The following is a 17712-nucleotide window of genomic DNA, read 5'->3' as shown; positions in this document are numbered from 1 at the left end:
TCAACTCCAGTACTGGTGGAAGTGGTGGACGGGGCCGTGGCCGTGGCCGACGTGCAGGGTGTCGGCGGCACGCAGGGCCCCGGTCAGGTACTCCTTGGCGGCGCGGACGGCGGTCTGCCAGTCGTCGTGCTGCGGGCGGAGGGCGGCGATCGCGGCGGAGAGGGTGCAGCCGGTGCCATGGGTGTTGCGCGTGTTCACGCGCGGCGCGGACAACTCGGTGACGCCAGTGCCGCTGGCGTCCGTGGAGTCGATGAGGATGTCGACGGACTCGGCGTCCTGAGTGTGGTGGCCGCCCTTGAGGAGAACGCGCTGCGCGCCGGTCTTGAGGAGCGCCCGCGCCTGTTCGACGGCCTCGGTGCGGTTGTGTGCGGAGGAGGCGCCGAGGAGGTCGCCGGCCTCGGGGAGGTTGGGGGTGATGAGATCGGCGAGCGGCAGGAGACGGTCGCGTAGCACCGACACCGCATCGGCCTCCAGGAGGCGGTGACCGCTGGTCGAGACCATGACGGGGTCGAGGACGACGTACCGGGGGCGGTGGCGCTCCAGAGCGTCCGCGACGGCCGTGGCGATGGCGGCGTCGGCCAGCATCCCGATCTTGACGGCGTCCACCGCGACATCGGCGAACAGCGTGTCGAGCTGCTCGGTGACGAACGCCGGAGGGATGGCATGGATGCCGGTGACGCCTCGGGTGTTCTGTGCGGTCAGGGCGGTCAGAACCGCTGTTCCGTAGGCGCCGTTGGCGGAGAACGCCTTGAGGTCGGCTTGGATCCCGGCGCCGCCGGAGGGGTCGCTGGCGGCGATGGTCAGGGCGATGGGCGGGCTGGTCATGCGGGGACCTCCGGTCGCAGGGCGCGGACGAGGGAACGGGCTGAGGTCTCGGGGTCGGGCTGTCCGCAGATCGCGCTGACGACGGCGATCCCGGCTGCACCACTTGCCTTGACCGCAGCGGCCTCGGACACGCCGATCCCGCCGATGGCCACGCACGGCAGCGGGCTCTGGCGGACGATCCGGGCCAGACCGTCCAGACCCAGCGGGGTATCGGCGTCCGGCTTGGTGGACTGCTCGAACACCGGCCCGACACCGAGGTGGTCGACGGCATCCGGTACGTGCGCCAGCTGCTCGGGACGGCTGACGGACAGGCCGACGTATGCCTGGGGACCGAGCTGGCGCCTGGCGGTCGCGGGGGAGACGTCCCGCTGCCCCAGGTGGACGCCGTCCGCGTCCAACCAGACCGCCACATCCAGGCGATCATTGACGATCAAGGGGACATCGGTGCCCGCGAGTTCGGCCTGGATGGCCCGGCCGAGCGTGAACAGCGCGCGGGCGTCCGCGTCCGGATCGCGCAACTGGACAGCAGTGACACCGCCCCTGACAGCGGCTGCCACGGTGGCGGCAACACCGCGGTCGCGGCAGAGCCGGGTGTCGGTGACGAGATACAGGGACAGGTCAAGTGGTGGTCGCATGGGTTGCTCCTTGGGGTCTCCCGGCCGGGGAAGGGCGCGGGAAACGCATCGGGAGGTGCAGGGAAGGGGAGCGGGACGTGCAGTGCGGCTGCGAGGACTGGCCGACTTGATGTCGGTGGGTCGCCCTCAGGTCGGGCGGGCGCTGTTCAGCAGCTGGCGGCCAGGCCGACCGCTCACCGCGGAAGTCCGCAACGCCCGCAAGCTCAGCGCAGGTTGAGAGATCCGGCGAGCTGATCCGGGCTGAGCTTGTGCAGCGCGTCGATCAGCGCGACCGCGAAGGTGCCGGGGCCCGCCGAGCGGGTGGCGGCGGTCTCCGCGGCCACGGTGAGCAGACCCGTCGCGGCAGTGGCGGCCAGCAGCGCATCGCCGGTGACGGCTGTGCAGGCGGCCACCAAGGCGCCCAGTGAGCAGCCGGTTCCGGTCACCAGGGGCAGCATCGGGTGCCCATTGGCGACCCGTACCACTCGCGTCCCGTCCGTCAGGACGTCCTCCGGGCCGCTCACGGCGACCGCGCAGCCGTAGCGCCGGGCGAGCGCGGTGGCTGCGGCCAGCGCAGCCTCGGGGGCGTCCGTGCTGTCGACGCCGCGCCCGCCCGTGCCGCCGCCGTCCAGCGCCAGGATCTCGGAAGGATTGCCGCGAATGACTGCTGGAGGTGCGCTCTCCAGGAGTTCGTGGGCGAGTTTTGTGCGCCAGGGCAGCGGACCGACCGCGACCGGGTCGAGCACCCACGGGCGCCCGGCCGCGGCCGCTTCCTTGACCGCGACGCGCATCGCCTCCGCCGTCACGGACGTCACCGTCCCCAGGTTGACCAGGACACCCCCGGCCACCCGGGCCAGCGCTCCGGCTTCCTCCGCGCTGTGCACCATTGCGGGGGCAGCCCCCGCCGCGAGCAGCACGTTCGCGGTGAACTGCGACACCACGACATTGGTCAGGCAGTGCACAAGGGGCGCGGAGGCCCGCAGCGACGCGATCACGTCCGCCGCGGCATCACGGGAAACGGCAGGGCCGTTCTGGGCAGGTACGGAGGCAGCATCCATCGTCAACACTCTTCCTACGCCGGAATTACCCGGTCCAGGTTCATGCGGTCGGCGGAAAGGGGAGCAAGTCCCGTCCGCCCTCTCAGCCCGGCTACTCCCGAGCTCCCGCGGTGGTCACTAGGCAATGTACCTCCCTTGGGAACGGGAGTCCGCCCTTGGGGCACAACGCGGCAGGACACGGCTCTGCTGGGGGGAGCGGAGCTGGCGATCTCTTTGGGTCACAAGGTCCGGTTTGTCCATGGGTATCGCCTGATGCCGCAAGTGCGTGTTAAAAGCACCACAGGGAGCCCACCACCTGCGCAGGGCCACGCTCAGATTCACGGTCGGGGCATCTCGGATGTCGTCGACCGTCACGACGTGCTGGTCGTTCACGTCGATCAGCGGGGCCTGTTCGGCGAAGGCCGGCGAGAGGGGCAAGCTCTCGCCCGCGTCTTCGACGGAGAGCAAAACCTCCTCGTCGTCCACGCCGCAAGGTGAGCGCACGACCCACTTGTCTGACGGCAAGCCGAGATGAGGATGGCGGCCAGAGTCCCACCGCCCGGTTTCGGACCGACAGCCAGATCCGTTACGTGTGCCAGTACCTACGGGAGTGGCCGGCACGGCAGACGTCGACGCCGGCCTCAGGCGCAGAGGTCGGCGTCGACAGACGTTGTGTTGATGTTAGAAAGGGGGCTGGAGGCAGGCGATGTAGGTGCCGCCCTCGGTATACAGCGGCCACCGCATCTGTTCACGGGTCGCCGGCCCGTAGTCGCCGTCGGCGCTCACGCCGAGGCGGTTCGCTTGAAGCCACCGAACGGCATCCTCGGTGCCGGCGCCGTAGTCTCCGTCGGCTCCTCCGGTGTCGATGATTCGCCTGGCGGCGTAGGTGCCGTCGTAGCAGGAGACGATGGCCCTCTGCAGCGCAGTCACGGCGTTCGAGCTGCCCGTCTGATATTCCATGTAGCAGCTCAGACCGTTGCCGGTGCGCGCGGGGATTTTGTAGTGATTGCCAGGGTTGCCGCCACTGCCCAACCCATCGGTGCGCTTCACCGTCGTGTTGCACGGACCGTAGGCGGCATGGGCCGGCGCAGTCATCATCGGGCTGGCCGTCAGGCCGGCCGCGAAGAGGAGAGCCAGAGCCCCCAACACTCCGATCCGCATGCGGAGCGTCGTTGATACACGTTGCACGATGCGACCCTTCTGGTCGGTGATGGCGTCTCAGTGACAGCCTCGCCAACGACCATAGGGTCGTCGTGACCTTCGGACTTTGTCATCCGTGCAGGGAACCTTGTCAGCTGTGCACAGCCTCGATTTGACGCCGCATCAGGTGAGGACCCTGCTTGTGTCCGCGGAAGTCGTTGCGCGGCGAGAGGGAATCCGGCCAGACTGATTTCGGCAACGGTCCGTGTCTAGGGGGGACTTGTGGGGGAACGGGCAGAGGCACTGTCAGGTTGGCTTGATGCCCGAGGCAGACGAAGGTCTCTCTCATGAGCCCGGTCCTGGACACCGCGTTCATACCGCCGCGGGACCGGGAGGAAGTGATCCGGAATGCGGTGTGGGAATCCATGGTGGCGGTCGACATCGACCACCGTCCTCCGGCTGAGGGCATCTCCGTTCGCATCGGGCTCGCCGCCGCGGGGGCCGTCAGGATCTGCGCGGCGCAGGCGACCGCGGTCACACTCCGTCGAACGGAGCGGCTTGCCCGTAAGGACGAGGAGCCGGCCGTCACTCTCGGTGTGCAGATGACGGGCAGCAGTCTGGTGGTGCAGAACGGGCGTGAGTGCCTGTTGCGGCCCGGACAATTCGCCGTCTACGAATCGATCGATCCCTACACGCATATCTTCGACGAGGCAGTCGACTACCGCTTCATTCGTTTTCCCCGCGCGGCGCTCGCGCTCCCCGACCGGTTGCTACGAGACGTCACCGCGGTTCCGCTGGGGTCCGACAGCCTCGTTGCGCGTCTGGCCTTCACCTACTTTTCCCAACTGGCGGTCAGCGACGAACTGCACCAGGGAAGGCACGCCGACGCCGTGGTGGAACCCAGCGTCGAACTCCTCCGTGCCGTCCTGACCACCCAGCACGGCAACTCCACCCTGGCCAGAGCACCCTTGGAAGCGACACTCAGCCTGCGCATCACTCAATACATCCGGGAGCACCTGCGTGATCCCGAGCTGTCGGCGGCACGGATCGCCGCTGCACACAACATTTCCGTACGTCACCTCTACGCGGTGCTGTCCCGGTCGGGCATCCGTCTCGGGGACTGGATCCGCACCCGCCGCCTGGCCGCATGCCGGCGCGAGCTGGCCGATCCGAACGGACGGCTGCGGACCATCGCGGCGATAGGGCGGAGTTGGGGCTTCGTAGAGGCGACCCACTTCAGCAAGGTGTTCAAGCAGGCGTACGGGATCTCGCCTCGGGCCTGGCGCGACCAGAACCGCCCCCGCTCCTCCGGGTGATGGTCTACGCGTGGCCGTGTTGCGCTCGACCGACCTTGGGTGTTCGGTCTCGGCCCAAGATCTGCCGAGCGGACCAACACAGCTCGCGGACCTGGTGCACCGTGGTGGCGATGTGCAGCGCGGCTGTATCTGGCGGCTGTACTGGCGGACCGGGTGTGGCTGGCGGCGCCGCACCCTCGACAACCCCGCACCCCTGTTGGCCACCTCGCCGGTCCGCCGGGCGACTTCAGCAGGTCAGGCGGCGTTCGGCGCTCTCGTAGGTGGCGAGGTTGGAGTCGACGCCCACAACCGTCTTGTAGGTGTAGGTGCCAGAGCCCGTGCAGTGCCAATAGGCCAACTTGGTGCCGCTCTCAAGCGGGGTCCAGTCCATCTCTTCCCAGCCGTACCAGCGGTGGCGCTGCAGGGATATCGTGGCGTCCGTGCAGCCGCTGCGGGTCTTGCCGGCCTTGCCGATGATCTCGCTGATGCCCTTGTAAGGGGCCGAGATGCTGTAGCAGTTGCGGTCCCAGTCCGAGGCGGCGGCCGGAGTGGCCGGCATCAGCAACGTGGCGGCGCAGGCCAAGGCGAGGGCGACGGATGACTTTCCGGCGAAACTGAGAGTGCTCATGACAAACGTTCCTGTCTGCGAAAACGTGTGGGAGGAAACGTGCAAGAACACTCTTTCATCGGGGCCGAGACAAGATCAAGCCAACGCCTACACAGCGTCAAACTCGCGCCCGCTGCGGCTACTTGGCGCCGACAATACCCACCGGCCCTCATGGTGGTTGCGCCACAACTGAGTTGCCCGCCGTACACCGGCATTTCTACTCTCTCCCAAAGCGTGGATGCCGGAGAGCTGCGCGTACAAGGCAAGGGGGCGAGCCAGTGTGGCCGCGAGTGAACGGCATGCGAGCGATGGAACTGGGGTCCGCCGGGAGGGTACGCGAGCGGTTGAACTCACTCGTGCTGGCCGAATCCAAGGTCGCGACGACGGGGCTGCTCGCTGAGTACCGTGCGGAGACCGAGGGGCTGGAGTACGTCGGAGAGCGGCTGGCCCTCCTTGACGACTCAGGCCATTCGATCGCGACCATCGAGATCACCGGGGTAGAGGTCAGGCCCTTCAGTGAGGTCACCTGGACGCACGCACAGGCCGAAGGCGAGGGCGATGCCTCACTCGAGCAATGGCGTGTCGGCCACCAGGCTTTCTGGAGCCAGATGGGCACTCCTGTCGACGACGACACGCTCCTGGTGTGCCTTGCCTTTCGCCTCGCCAGCCCATCGCCACTGGCCGATCAGCTTCGACCTCGAATGGCATGAGCTTGGCGTGGCACGCCCGCCTGGCGCCCACAACCCCGACTGGACGGGGGAGACCAGCCGGGGTCGTGGAGCGTGACTCGCGGAGGGCGGTCGCCTCTCGGCGAAAGGCTCCATGGGGCTTCAGCCGAACGATCTTCCCCATGGGCTATAGGTGAGGCCCGGGGACACTGTCCCCTCCGCAGCCACATCTAGATGAACGGTGGACCGCTCGCGGATGTTCCGGGCCGGCGTGGAGTCCGAGGGTGAGCTGTGGCACATCGGAGAGGGCAGCGCGGTCGGTGGCATGGCCAACGGAGGCGGGCGCACTTTGACTCGTGGTGCGCCTGGACAGGCGGCGGGGCACGGGTTTCTCAATGGCTCTCGTACGCGGGGATGGCCGTCGTGTTCGCCCCCGCACAATGAGGTCATCGGCGAGCCCGTTGCCCCGCCGCTTTCGCACCGCCCCGTCACGCCCCATGGACGTCAGCGGTGCGAGTCTGGCTCGGCAGGATCCTCCCCTGCCCGTACGGGACGCCGTGCCCGGGGACCCTGCCGACGCATGGCAGAGGCCCCCGGGCACGAGGTGGTCAAGAGCGGGTTGCGGCTCCGCCGGTGTTCTGGCTGATCCACTGCCGGTGTGCGGTGACGTCGGTGTAGATGGTGGCATTGCCGGTGCCGCATGTGTTGCCGTCGCGCCCGGCGCGGCTGGTGGCGCCGACCAGCTGCCAGCTCCCGGACGAGCCGATCAGGGCCGGGCCGCCGGAGTCGCCGTAGCAGGCGGTGGCCTGCGGGGTGCCGTAGACGCACAGTTCGCTGGCCGGGTTGAAGCCGGCCGCGCACATCCGGTCGGGGTTGATCCGGGTGTCGAGCTGCTTGAGCATGCGCGGCGGCTGTTGCGAGCAGCCCTGCTGGGGACAGGTCTGGCCCCAGCCGAGCAGCCGGGTCGAGGTGCCTTCGGCGGGTGAGCCGGTCGCGATGGAGACCGGCTGGTTGCGCACCTGGGTGCGCAGTTGGAGCAGGGCGATGTCGTTGCCGCCGGAGACGTCACCGCTGTAGCGGGGGTGTCGGATGACTTGCTGAACGGCGGTGGCGGTGCCCTGGGTGTGGTCGGTCGAGCCGATGCGCAGCTGAAGCTGCTGTGCGGGGACTACTCCGCCCTGTCGGTTGGTGACGCAGTGGGCGGCGGTGACGACCCACCGCGCAGCGATGAGCGAGCCGCCGCAGCCATGCCGGCCCTGCTGTTGCAGCGAGGCCATGAACGAGTAGGTCTCGCTCGCCTGGCCACCGCCCACGATGGGTTTCGAGCCGATCGCTACGGGGTCGGGTGCAGCCTGGGCGGACGCGGGGAGGGCGATCGCCGCGGTGGCGAGCAGCAGCGTGCTGAGCACGCCGCGTATGAGGGATGTGGGAGACACGCAGGATCCTCCGAAGGGGAGTGGGAGGCGGCCGCGGCGTCGGGCGCCGGGCCGTCGGGTGGCTCAACCATGGGCGGTCGGCGTCTTCCCGGGTAATCCCACTTGGTTCTAAGGTCCGCCTATGGGCCTGGAGTTGAGGCAGTTACGCGTAGTCAGGGCGATTGCTGATCGAGGCAGTCTGTCTGCTGCGGCACGAGAACTCGGTCTGGCTCAACCGTCCGTCACGCAGTCGTTGGCCAAAGCTGAACGCGGCGCCGGCGGCTTGCTGTTCGAGCGCGGCTCCCACGGGGCGGAGCCGACGCCGCTGGGGAGGGTGGTCATCGAGCATGCGCGTACCGTGCTGGATGCTGTGGAGCGGATGGCCGCGGCGGCGATCCGGCACCGGCAGGGCGCGTGGCCCGCGGTGGTGCGCATCAGCTGTACGCACGGACTGCTGGTGGCCCAGCTGTCCGTGGCGGTGCCCTCGGTGGCCGGGACCGACGTGCAGATCACCATTGCCGCCGGTGCGGCCGCTCATCTGCGCGCACTGAGCGAAGGGCGGGCCGAGGCCGCACTGATCACGCACTTTCACGCGCCCGACGCCGTCTGCGGCCCGCCCGAGGCCGGCCCCGTCTCGTCGCGGGCCGGTGGGCAGGCAGGGGCGGGTGTGCAGGAGGGGTTGCGCCGGGTGGTCGTTGCCGTGGAACCGCTGTTCGTCGCCCTGGCATCGGACCATCCGCTGGCCTCCTGCCAGGAGGTTTCTCTGGCCGATCTGGCGCAGGAGCGGTGGTGCCTGCCGCCGGGACTAGACGATGACTTGAGCAGGCACCTCATTGCCGCGGGCCGCGCCGCCGGACACACCGTCTCGTTCAGCGTCGCCGACGGCGCCTCCGCCCTCGCGCTCGTACGTGGGCGACGCGCCGTTCTGCCGGTGATGCCGGGTATCCGCGAGGTTCCCGATGTGGTGTTGCGGCCCCTGGGCGGCGAACCTCTTGCCATGACCACCACGCTCTACTGGCGGCCGGACGGGCCCTTGTCCGAGCAGTGGATACACAGCTTGTGGGACCGTTTGGCGCGCGCTCAGCGTGACATCGTCGAGAGGGCCCCCGCCTACCGTGCCTGGTTGACTGCCCATCCCTCTTGGCGCACCGTGCCCCCGGCACCGGCAGCCGCTCACCGGCCGAGCGTCCGGCCGCACAGTGACAGAGGCCTGTAGAGGTGACGGCAGACAGAGGTGGGGTGTGCAGCTCGCCGGTCTCAGGGCGTCACTTCGCTGTTCCGGTCTCCGGTTCGCTGCTCGAGTTTCCCGGCGCCGAACCCAGCCAGCCGAGGTTGCGCTCCCACCAACCCGGTACCCGCCCACTGTGCGGCAGGGAAGCCCGATAGGCCTCCCGAAGACCTGTGCGCAGCCGACCGATCAGTCGCTCATCAACCACGCCGCTGTTCTCGCGCCACAGCAGCACGTGCCGTGTCCGCACCGGGCTGCCCCGCAGCTCGCGCACCACCCCGGGGATGTCCAGGCCGCTGCTGAGGGCGTTCATGGCCGTGACCACCCGTCCGCCGCGCCGCATCAACTGCACCAGCAGCAGGGGCTCGACGGTACGGACCACCAGGGTGGTGTGACCAGCCAGGCGGCACTGCTCGATCAGATGCCGGTCGAACTCGTCGTCACCGTTGACCGCCAACAGCCATGTTCCTGTTGCCAGGTTCGCCAGATCGATCACGGTGCGTGCGGCGAGCGGGTGGTCATCGGGCAGACCGACGAAAAGGGGCTCCACTCCGACCGCAGTCATCCGCACCCCTGCTGCCGGGGTGATGGGTCGACCGGGGAAGTCCGTGTGCAGCACCAGGTCGACATCCCCCCGCACCAACGCGGCGACCGCGTCGACCGAGCGGTCCAGGACCACCAGATCGGCAATCTCACCGCCGACGACGTCAGACACCACCTCGTACAGCAACAGCGCCAACGGGGTCGTCCGCACGCCCAACCGCAACGGCTGGCCCACGAGCGCCGTGTGATGGACCTCGATCGCCTGGGCCAAGGTGTCCATGCCGCGCAGGATCTCGCGTACATAGGGCAGCAACACCTCGCCGAGGGGGGTGACGCTGACACCCGTAGAACTGCGCTCGAAGACCTCGCCCCCCACCGCGGCCTCGATGCGGTGCAACTGCGCGCTCAGTGCAGGCTGCGACAGCCCCAACAAGCCCGCGGCCTTGTTCAGGCTCCCGGTCGCCGCCACCGCTTCCAGGCATCGAAGGTGCCGCCCCTCCACGTCCACGGCATGAGTATCGACCTCACACCCGGCACCTGTCAGGGACACGGCACAAAGCTTTGGCGGTGCGCCAACTCCCTCACGCGGTCCCGCTCACACGGAAGGGGCAGGTCCGGGCCGCCATGGTCGGGGTCTGCGGCCCGCACGACACGCGCCAGTCAATGGCAGCACCTTTCGCCGATCAACTGTGGCTGGGCGCGGCGATGAGGGTGGCGCCGATTTCCGTCAGTCGCTTGGTCGCGTAGGCGGGGTCGTGGAGGCTCTCTGGGGTGTGGATGCCCGGTGAGAGGCGTTCACCGTGCAGGCCGAGCTGCCGCTCGATGCCAAGGGCGATGCCCAGTGCGGTCAGAGGACGCTGTCCTGCCGGATGGGCGAGGTAACTGCTCGTACTGAGCGCGGCACCCGTTACATCCACTCCTTCGAGGTCGATCCGGATCTCGACGGAAGGGGGGCCGCCGCGGCGCCGGCCCGCAGATTCACCGACGGCCATGTCGACGCGGACGTTGGGGGCGCCTGTGGCAAGGGCGAGGCTTGGTACGTCGAGGATGGCGATGCTCTGGCCGGGCAGGACGACGCCGTCGGTGCACGGCACGTCCGTCTGGGCGTCGGGGCCGTTGACCCAGGTGAAGACGCCGTCACGGCGCACCATTCCCGCCGTGGTGGCCTTGGCCCACCGTTCCAGATCCGCTGCTCCCGCGGGCCCGCCGGTGTCCGACTCGTCCAGCACGGCGCCGATCCGGATGGTGTCGACCTGCTGGAACCGGCGGGCTATGTGCAGCGTGGCGAGGACGACGATGCCGGCGCAGAAGTGGCTGGCCACCAAGATCGAGGAGGCGCTTGCCCGTTGTGCGCCCGCGACGATGTCCGGTGCGATCTCCACCAGGCCGCTGGAGATGCTGAGGTAGGGCACCCCGCGCTCCTGCGCGTAGTGCAGCCCGTTCAAGTGGTCGTCCCACAGGGCGGCGACCACGGCCGAGCAGCGGTGCTCGGCCGGCAGCCCGAGATCGCTGCGTCGCAGGTCAATGGTCACGGCTGTGGCGGCGCCGAGTTTGTCGGCCACCTGTTGTGCGCGGTCGATGTTGCGACCCGCGATCGTCAGCGGCAGGCCCGGGTACCACTGACGCAACAGAGCGGCGGTATCCGAGCCCGCCTGCCCCGAACCACCCAAGATCAGTACGGGTTTTGGCTGTTCCACTGTGGGTCCTCACATCCAGGAAGTCGAAGCTACATTTTGTAGCCTACGTTTTGTAACATAGTCTGGAGGGCAACACAACGGAGGACCATGGCCACCACCTCGACCCGCCTGTCCAAGCAGGCCAGGCGGGAGCAACTGCTCGACACCGCCGTGACGATCGCGCGCTCCCAAGGCACCGACGGCCTGACCCTGGTCACCCTCGCGGAGGCAGCCGGGGTGAGCAGACCGATCGTGTACGACCACTTCGGCACACGCCCCGGCCTGCTGCTCGCGCTCTACCAACGCCTCGACGAACGCCACCGAGCCGCGATCACACAGGCATTGCAGGAGGCCGCACCCCTCGCCGACGAGGTCGCCCGCGTCATCAGCACCGCCTACTTCGCCTGCGCCACGGACATGCCAGAACTCGCAGCCATCTCCGCCGCGCTGAAAGGAAATCCGGAGAAGGAGGCGATCCAGCGCGAAATGCTCGACCAGTACACGGAGTTGATGGCCGCAGCGCTGCTGCCGCACTCGGGCCTGGCGCCCAAAGCCCTGCGGCTACGGTGCCTCGGAGTGCTGGGCGCGGCCGAGGCCATGGCCACCGAGTTGAACCAAGGACGGGTATCGGCCGACGACGCGGTCACCGCACTGACCGACCTCATCGTGGGCGGCCTCAACACCCAAACCGGCCCGTAGCCGCAGGGCTTGGCTCGCAGTGAGGCCGTATACAGCGCGGCGCCCAGGCCCCGGCGAGCAGCTGTGCCGAAAGCGCCGGGCCGCTGCCTCTCTACATGACCGCGGCCTGAACCGGGAGCAGGCCAATGGCTTCAGCGCATTGATCCTTCAGCGGTGGACGAATATCGGTAGCGTTCGGGCTCTTGGACGACGCAAGGGGCAGGGCGGCCGCTGGTTGCCCTGCCCGCTCTCTGCCGAGGTCTTGATCTGCCAGCCGCCGGCTGCCGTAACGAGAGGAACCCCGAACCTCATGCCAACGGGATTGCAGGGAGTGGATTGGGGCAATGTGCCGACGTGGGTCAGTGCCGTGGTGACCAGCACATCGGCCTCGATCGCAGCTGTCTCGTATCGGCGCAGCGTGCGTGACAAGGAGCGTTCCCAGGCCAGTCTCGTGGGCGCGTGGATCAGCGTCGAGGACAAAGACGCTGCGCAGGAGCGGGTCATACGCATCAGCAACGCCAGTGATGCTCCGGTCTACGACGTGTCCATCCGCATCCCGGGGATGAGGGAAGAGCGCCTTGGGGAGCTCCCTCCGAAGACCACGACGACGTTGGAAGCGCGAGCACCCTCGTCGAACAAGACGTCGCGGGCCACATCCGCGGCCGTCAGCCTCTTTCTGGTGCAGGCCTCCGTGACGCGTGAGACGAGGACAGAAGATCCGCCACCAGAGCTGGAGTTCCGGGACGGTTCGGGAAAGCTCTGGCACAGATCACCCGACGGGAAGCTACGGCAGATGCGCGAGCGGACCTTCACGTCGGTTCGCGCGTCAGTCAAAGCCCCGTTCATGGAACTCACCTCTGAATCCGAGCCACGCAAGTCTCGGTGACTGTTTGAGGCCGCTGAAGGTGGCTGGACCTGGCTGGACGTGGAGAGTCGTGGTGTCTGGCGGTGCTCGCTCAGTGGACGGGCGTCCAGTGTGCGAAAGCGTCATCCAGGTCCGGTGAGTTGGGGTCTTGCCACACCAGGCAGTCCCACACGATGCCGGGAACATCGCAGCCCATCAGGTCGGGTGGCCCCACGGTCAGGGTGCGGTGGACGCTTTCCAGGTAGGCGGCCATGGACGGGTGGCGCGGCGGGGACACCTCTGGTCCGGTCATCGTCGACCAGTGGCCGACACCGGCCAGAGAAACGTACAGGCCGAACTCGGGTCCGGCCTCGTCTGGAGTGAGCCAGGGAACCACCTGTGCCCCGTCCCAGTAGTCACGCTGGCCGCTCTCGTGGAGCCGTGGGCCTACCGCCTCGGACGGGGTCAACAGCCGCCCGTCCGGGAGGAACACACCGGAGGCGACCTCGCCCTCGTCTTCGTTCTCTTCGATGTACTGATGCTCTACGCCGCCGCACAAACGCCACACGGCGGACAGCTCTGCGGGCAGCCCATAGCCGAGGTGGTGCATCAGACGGAGCTCGGCGCCGTGGATCTCCTCGTCCGTGGCGGGCGGTAGCAGCGAAGCGTGTGAGGTAGGGGCGTGCACCCGTAGCCAGTCGGTCAGCTGCTGCCACGCGGCAGTGACCCGCCCCGCCTCGTCACATCGTCCAGACATCCGCTCACCGTACGGGAAAGAGGGGGTATCGCACCCTCGGCCCGTGGCCGTCGTCGTGCTCAACGTCGGTGTGGTGCTCGGGCGCGCACCTTTCGCAAACGCCGAGTGCAATCACTGGCGGGACGCCCCTACTCACCTCACGAGGGCCTGGACGGCGTACACCGCACCGAGGGTGGCGGCCAGGGTGCCGAGCAAGAGGCGGAGCGCGGTCTCGGGCACGTGCCGTTGCAGACGTGCGCCGAGGTAGCCGCCGATCAGACCTCCGAGACCGCAGGCCAGGCCGAGCCACCAATCGGGGGCGACGGGACCGGAGTTCACCGCAGCCAGCACGGCGTACGCCGCGGCTCCGGCGAGCGAGGTGGTGAAGGTCGCGGCGAGCGTGGCGGGAGCGAGACGGGCCATGGGCATGCCGCGGGCGGCGAGGATGGGGCCGAGCAGCGAGCCGCCGCCGATCCCGTAGATCCCACCCACCACCCCGACGCTCAGCGCCAGCGCGGCGAGTACGGGCGCCGACGGCTCGCGAATCTGAGGGCCGGGCCGGTGGCGGGCAGGGCGCAGGGTACACAGACACAGCCAGGCGCCCAGCGGCAGCAAGAGCACGGCCACCAGGATGCGGAAGACGTCGGGGCCGGGGAGGGCGAAGACGCGGATGGCGGCGCCTGCGATGACGCCGGGCAGTGTCCAGACGACGAGGCGCCGGGCCAGTGCGCCGCGCAGAGCGCCGGCGCGGCGATAACGCCAGAGTGCGCCCGGCCCGGCCACCACATTGAACAGCAGGTTCGTCGGGGTGAGCGCGGGACTTGGCACGCCGAGCACGCTGAGCTGGACCGGCAGGAGGAAGACCGCCCCGGACACACCGACCGGCGCGGTCACCGTCGAGATCAGCAGACCGGCCACGAACCCGGCCCAGATCGTCCACTCCACCGCTACTCCCGCCCCGTCCCGCTCGCCGGCTCAGTATCGGTGGAGCGGAACAGGCAGGCGCTGACCCGCGCGGACCTGCAATGAGATGTTCACGAACAGCAGGAACCGTCCGGCGCTAAACCGCACACTTCTGCCTTCGCCTCAATCGGCCGGCGTTGAGGACGACGGTATTGAGGGATTCGGTGCCCAGGTGGCCGACGGAAGTCTTCAGCTCCCGTGTTGGCGAGCTGTTCGGCGATGCCGATGTCGGCATTGCCGCCGTCCACCAGCCCCGTCGTGCCGCCGGCGCGCGGGGGCTGGTCGACGTTGCAGGCCACGAAGGCTCCTTGCCGGTTACGGGTGAGGGCGTACGGCAGCAGTCGGGCCGAGCCCTGTGCAGGCGTCGGAATGCCTCGGCCACGGCGGCCTTGCGGTCGGGCCACGGCGCGCCTGGCTTACGCCCGCTCTTGGTGTGGGCCCAGCTCGTGGTCCGACCAGAGTGCCGCGCCGGCGTGGCCCAGGAGGAGCTTGGGGTAGTAGGCCCAGGCGAACCAGGGCGCGGTGTGTGAGGGGCCCAGGAGTCTGTCCAGGGCGAGCCCGCCCGCGGTGAGGGCTGCTGCGAGGAGCCGTCGCTGTGCCGGGTGACGGCGGATGAGCACGGTTGCGGTGGCCATGTACGCATAGTGGGCCGCGGCCCAGGCCGCGGGGTGCGCACGCCATGTCGTGCCCCTGCGCGGGGGACTCGCGTCGAGCCAGGCGACCGCTGCGGGGTGCATGTGGCATGCGGCGAAGGCGTAGTGCTGGGAGTTGCCCTGCCCCGGGCGCTCGTACCAGCGGGCGCACGCCCGTGTGTTGTTGACGTAGACCCCGCCTGCGAGGTCCACCGCCATGAGCCCTGCGATGGTCGCGCGTCCTGCGTCCGCCCCGTGCGCCCTGGCCGTGATCGGCGCTGTGAGTGCGCCGGCCGCCGTCGTCAATGCGGTCAGCGCATGGTTGGTCCGGGTGGCCTCGGGTCCGACAAAGGCACCCCACGTGCGGTGCAGCGTTGCGCCGAGCTCTGTCATCGTGCCTCCCTTGTGCTGGTGCCGACATGCTCGGCGGAGCCCTGCGGCCATGTGGCCTCGGAGAGCGAACGAGGAGCCGCGAACCACGAGCCGCGAACGAGGAGCCCCTGGCCAGCTCGGCGCCAAGCAGGAGAACACGTGTACGGTAGCCCGCTTGGGCAGATGTGCGCCGAGCCGATGTGCCAGAACGGCCCGTTCTCGCCGCCCGAATGCCGCCGTTCGATGCAGGTGAGCCCCGCAGATCTGCCGACAGCTTCCTGCCGGGTTCTTGCACTTACGTGCTCAGTCTTAATCGCGGCGACTTCCCTTGCAACGCCGAGAACCTCGACGCTGTTCATGCTGGGCTGAGGCGGGCCATCGGTAGGTCCACGAACAGGCGGCCGCAGACGCGACGGAGTACGCCACGGCAGACCCACGGCAGATGCGACGGAGTACGTGACGGGTACTGCCTTGCGCTGGCCCCAGAGCGCGCACTTCCGCCGCGCGCAAAAGGCCTGAACAGTCCCGGTGCTGGTACCGCCGGGCTGTCACTGGTGCGGCAGCACCGATGATCTCGATCGAACCTCGTGATAGGTATGTGATCGAAAATCGTGAGCCAGGGGGGCCATCAATGGACAGCGCAGCCGTAGTTGCCCAACTGAGCGGGATTGCCTTAGGGAGCTCGCGTGAGTTGGACCGCGTCTGCCTGGAGACCGCTGCCGCGCTGCTCGCTGACGACGTAGAACCGCCGTTTGACGTCGCATCGGCGGATTTCGCCACGGACGCCTACCTCATCTGCGCGGACCGCTACTGGTGGCAGCGGTTCCTGCGCAGCCCCACGATCCGGACGGCCGCCGCGTGCGCGCGCTGGCTTGGCGACCACATAGCTGAAGCCCACAGGGTGGAAATCGGGCACAGGTGGGCTCTGGGAAACGCGTTCGTCACCAGGGACAATGTCGAAGAGATCAGTGAGCTCGCTGGTGATGCCCTGGTCGACATCATCGGGAACGACGGCGCCGCAGAGGACATTGCCTTCTTCGTCACCCTCTATCACGCGGGGAAGCTCCGTGCGAACTTTTGGCATGACGCCTTGCTTCAGTTCCTGGAATCCGCTCCACTGGCCAACGCCGCTGGGCCGCACCGTCACGAGTCGATCTTTGTTGCTCTTCGCGCGTTCGGGGCCCTGGGCAGTAGGGCCATCACCGCTGAGCACGCCACCGGCCTTGTGGACCAGGCATGGAACGACCCGCACCGTACCCGTGATGTCGTCGACATCTGCCTGAACGGGCTGGCCATGGCGACTCCGTTCGACATGCAGGGCGAGCTGTTGCGGGATCGCGCGGGAGCTGCTGTGCGCGAATACCCGGATGACCACATGTTCCACTTCCGTCTCGCTCAGGGACGGCACTTGTGCGCCGATTACGGTGCCGCCCTCGAAAGCGTCGACACGGCGCTGCGGCTTTTGCCGGCGACGGGGAGCCGGGTCAGTCACGGGGCGCTGCAAGAGCAGTACCTGTCCAAGCGCGACACCATTCAGGAGGGTCGGCTTCGCGCCCGGTGGGATGCCGAGCTGCGGCAACGGTGGGACCGACAGGAGGCGGCCAACGCCGAGTTGGCACGCACTGTCCGCTCGTCCTCGGTGCGGTCGATCGAGTTGCTCGCCGTGTTCACTGCCGCGATCGCGTTCGCCGTCGGATCCCTGCAGGTGACTCTGACCGGCAGCCTGTCTCTGCGTGACCGGCTCTGGCTCCTGGCCGCGCAAGGAGGCGTGTTGGCCGCTTTCTCGCTGCTCGTCGTGGGGGGCACGTGGCTGATCACCAGGAAGTCCCACCGCGAGTGAGCCCCGAGGCTGTCACGAGCACGCCATCAACCTCGGCGTGGCGCGCCTCCCAAGGTGACGTGCCGGGCGTTGCGGCCACTGCCGTGGCGGCCGCTCAGAGGTGGCTGTCCAGGAGCTCCCGTACTTCGGCGATGGTCATAGACCCCGTGCTGTGCGCCACCGCCTCTCCCTTCTTCAGCAGGACGTAGGACGGTGCTCCGGTGATCCCGTATCGCTGGGTTGCGGCCGGACAACGCGTGATGTCGGTGCGGACGACTGTCAGGCGGTCCGCGTAGTCGTCGGCGATGCCACCCACGACGAGATCCATCACCCGGCAGGGCTCGATGGCCTTGGGCCATGTCCCGATGAAGTACGCGAGCACCGGAACTTCGCTCATCCCGAGGATGAAATCGAACTCCGCGTCCTCACGGGGTCGGTGAACCTGCTTCGCCATGGGAGATCCTGACCTCGCGTTCCGTCATTCCGGCCCCATCATCCCTCGCGCGGTGCGCCAGGCCGGCCCGGTCGGTCGTCCGGCTGACCTGCCGGAGAGGTAGGCGCGGGCCGCACGGCACGCCGCCGTTACGCGCCGGAGCAGCGTCTGCATGCGTCTGCATGGG

Annotated in this window: 19 protein-coding genes and 1 riboswitch; of the genes, 6 read left to right on the top strand and 13 right to left on the bottom strand. The window is 68.6% G+C overall.

Features of this window, described 5'->3' with window-relative positions; translation table 11 throughout:
* From thiD to AB0I66_RS35050, 4 genes are all read right to left on the bottom strand, one after another.
* On the bottom strand, positions 1–825 hold the full coding sequence (gene thiD / locus AB0I66_RS35065; RefSeq protein WP_363212067.1) for a bifunctional hydroxymethylpyrimidine kinase/phosphomethylpyrimidine kinase: 825 nt from the start codon (positions 823–825) through the stop codon (positions 1–3).
* Complete coding sequence (gene thiE / locus AB0I66_RS35060) at positions 822–1460, bottom strand: thiamine phosphate synthase (protein WP_363212066.1); 639 nt, start codon at positions 1458–1460, stop codon at positions 822–824. Before thiE ends, thiD begins: the two co-directional genes overlap by 4 nt.
* Positions 1461–1663: 203 nt before the next feature.
* Positions 1664–2497, bottom strand: a complete 834-nt coding sequence (gene thiM, locus AB0I66_RS35055; protein WP_363212065.1) for a hydroxyethylthiazole kinase — start codon at positions 2495–2497, stop codon at positions 1664–1666.
* A riboswitch (TPP riboswitch) is annotated at positions 2491–2616 on the bottom strand. Its footprint overlaps the gene before it by 7 nt.
* 541 nt (positions 2617–3157) lie before the next feature.
* The gene (locus tag AB0I66_RS35050; RefSeq protein WP_363212064.1) at positions 3158–3664 is read right to left on the bottom strand and encodes a peptidoglycan-binding protein; all 507 of its coding nucleotides are present in this window, start codon (positions 3662–3664) and stop codon (positions 3158–3160) included.
* A gap of 299 nt (positions 3665–3963) precedes the next feature.
* On the opposite strand from AB0I66_RS35050, the gene AB0I66_RS35045 reads away from it, so the two are divergent.
* A complete protein-coding gene (locus AB0I66_RS35045) occupies positions 3964–4932 on the top strand; it encodes a helix-turn-helix domain-containing protein (protein WP_363212063.1) in 969 nt (322 codons plus the stop codon).
* Between the two features lie 226 nt (positions 4933–5158).
* Here AB0I66_RS35045 and AB0I66_RS35040 read toward each other — a convergent pair whose 3' ends face one another.
* Positions 5159–5539, bottom strand: coding sequence for a hypothetical protein (locus AB0I66_RS35040; protein WP_363212062.1), 381 nt, complete (start codon positions 5537–5539; stop codon positions 5159–5161).
* Positions 5540–5817: 278 nt separating this feature from the next.
* On the opposite strand from AB0I66_RS35040, the gene AB0I66_RS35035 reads away from it, so the two are divergent.
* Complete coding sequence (locus AB0I66_RS35035; RefSeq protein ID WP_363212365.1) at positions 5818–6228, top strand: ASCH domain-containing protein; 411 nt, start codon at positions 5818–5820, stop codon at positions 6226–6228.
* A gap of 566 nt (positions 6229–6794) precedes the next feature.
* Here the strand turns inward: AB0I66_RS35035 and AB0I66_RS35030 are convergent.
* Positions 6795–7622, bottom strand: a complete 828-nt coding sequence (locus AB0I66_RS35030) for a serine protease (RefSeq protein WP_363212061.1) — start codon at positions 7620–7622, stop codon at positions 6795–6797.
* A gap of 121 nt (positions 7623–7743) precedes the next feature.
* Here AB0I66_RS35030 and AB0I66_RS35025 point away from each other — a divergent pair, with 121 nt between their 5' ends.
* Positions 7744–8817, top strand: a complete 1074-nt coding sequence (locus AB0I66_RS35025; protein ID WP_363212060.1) for a LysR family transcriptional regulator — start codon at positions 7744–7746, stop codon at positions 8815–8817.
* 49 nt (positions 8818–8866) lie between these two features.
* Here AB0I66_RS35025 and AB0I66_RS35020 read toward each other — a convergent pair whose 3' ends face one another.
* Together AB0I66_RS35020 and AB0I66_RS35015 are read right to left on the bottom strand one after the other, a co-directional pair.
* Positions 8867–9880, bottom strand: coding sequence for a LysR family transcriptional regulator (locus AB0I66_RS35020; protein ID WP_363212059.1), 1014 nt, complete (start codon positions 9878–9880; stop codon positions 8867–8869).
* A 175-nt stretch (positions 9881–10055) separates the two neighbouring features.
* Positions 10056–11000, bottom strand: a complete 945-nt coding sequence (locus AB0I66_RS35015; RefSeq protein ID WP_363212058.1) for a saccharopine dehydrogenase — start codon at positions 10998–11000, stop codon at positions 10056–10058.
* Positions 11001–11156: 156 nt separating this feature from the next.
* Here AB0I66_RS35015 and AB0I66_RS35010 point away from each other — a divergent pair, with 156 nt between their 5' ends.
* Together AB0I66_RS35010 and AB0I66_RS35005 are read left to right on the top strand one after the other, a co-directional pair.
* Entirely contained in the window at positions 11157–11747 is a 591-nt protein-coding gene (locus AB0I66_RS35010; protein WP_363212057.1) for a TetR/AcrR family transcriptional regulator, read from the top strand.
* A gap of 289 nt (positions 11748–12036) precedes the next feature.
* A complete protein-coding gene (locus AB0I66_RS35005) occupies positions 12037–12612 on the top strand; it encodes a hypothetical protein (RefSeq protein ID WP_363212056.1) in 576 nt (191 codons plus the stop codon).
* Between the two features lie 70 nt (positions 12613–12682).
* Here AB0I66_RS35005 and AB0I66_RS35000 read toward each other — a convergent pair whose 3' ends face one another.
* The 4 genes from AB0I66_RS35000 to AB0I66_RS34985 form a co-directional block, all read right to left on the bottom strand.
* Positions 12683–13327, bottom strand: coding sequence for a hypothetical protein (locus tag AB0I66_RS35000; protein ID WP_363212055.1), 645 nt, complete (start codon positions 13325–13327; stop codon positions 12683–12685).
* A gap of 132 nt (positions 13328–13459) precedes the next feature.
* Positions 13460–14251, bottom strand: a complete 792-nt coding sequence (locus AB0I66_RS34995) for a sulfite exporter TauE/SafE family protein (RefSeq protein ID WP_363212054.1) — start codon at positions 14249–14251, stop codon at positions 13460–13462.
* 89 nt (positions 14252–14340) lie between these two features.
* Positions 14341–14568 (bottom strand): hypothetical protein, encoded by a 228-nt coding sequence (locus tag AB0I66_RS34990; protein WP_363212053.1) that lies wholly within the window; start codon positions 14566–14568, stop codon positions 14341–14343.
* A 117-nt stretch (positions 14569–14685) separates the two neighbouring features.
* The gene (locus tag AB0I66_RS34985) at positions 14686–15294 is read right to left on the bottom strand and encodes a hypothetical protein (protein ID WP_363212052.1); all 609 of its coding nucleotides are present in this window, start codon (positions 15292–15294) and stop codon (positions 14686–14688) included.
* Positions 15295–15904: 610 nt separating this feature from the next.
* Between AB0I66_RS34985 and AB0I66_RS34980 the strand changes: the two genes are divergently transcribed.
* Complete coding sequence (locus AB0I66_RS34980; protein ID WP_363212051.1) at positions 15905–17113, top strand: hypothetical protein; 1209 nt, start codon at positions 15905–15907, stop codon at positions 17111–17113.
* Positions 17114–17207: 94 nt separating this feature from the next.
* On the opposite strand, the gene AB0I66_RS34975 is transcribed toward AB0I66_RS34980, so the two are convergent.
* Positions 17208–17546 (bottom strand): thioredoxin domain-containing protein, encoded by a 339-nt coding sequence (locus tag AB0I66_RS34975; RefSeq protein ID WP_363212050.1) that lies wholly within the window; start codon positions 17544–17546, stop codon positions 17208–17210.
* Between the last annotated feature and the right edge of the window lie 166 nt (positions 17547–17712).

The organism is Streptomyces sp. NPDC050439, assembly GCF_040655335.1.
GTDB lineage: Bacteria > Actinomycetota > Actinomycetes > Streptomycetales > Streptomycetaceae > Streptomyces.
The sequence above is the reverse complement of the archived record's forward strand: the minus strand, read 5'-3'. Positions and strand labels throughout refer to the sequence as shown.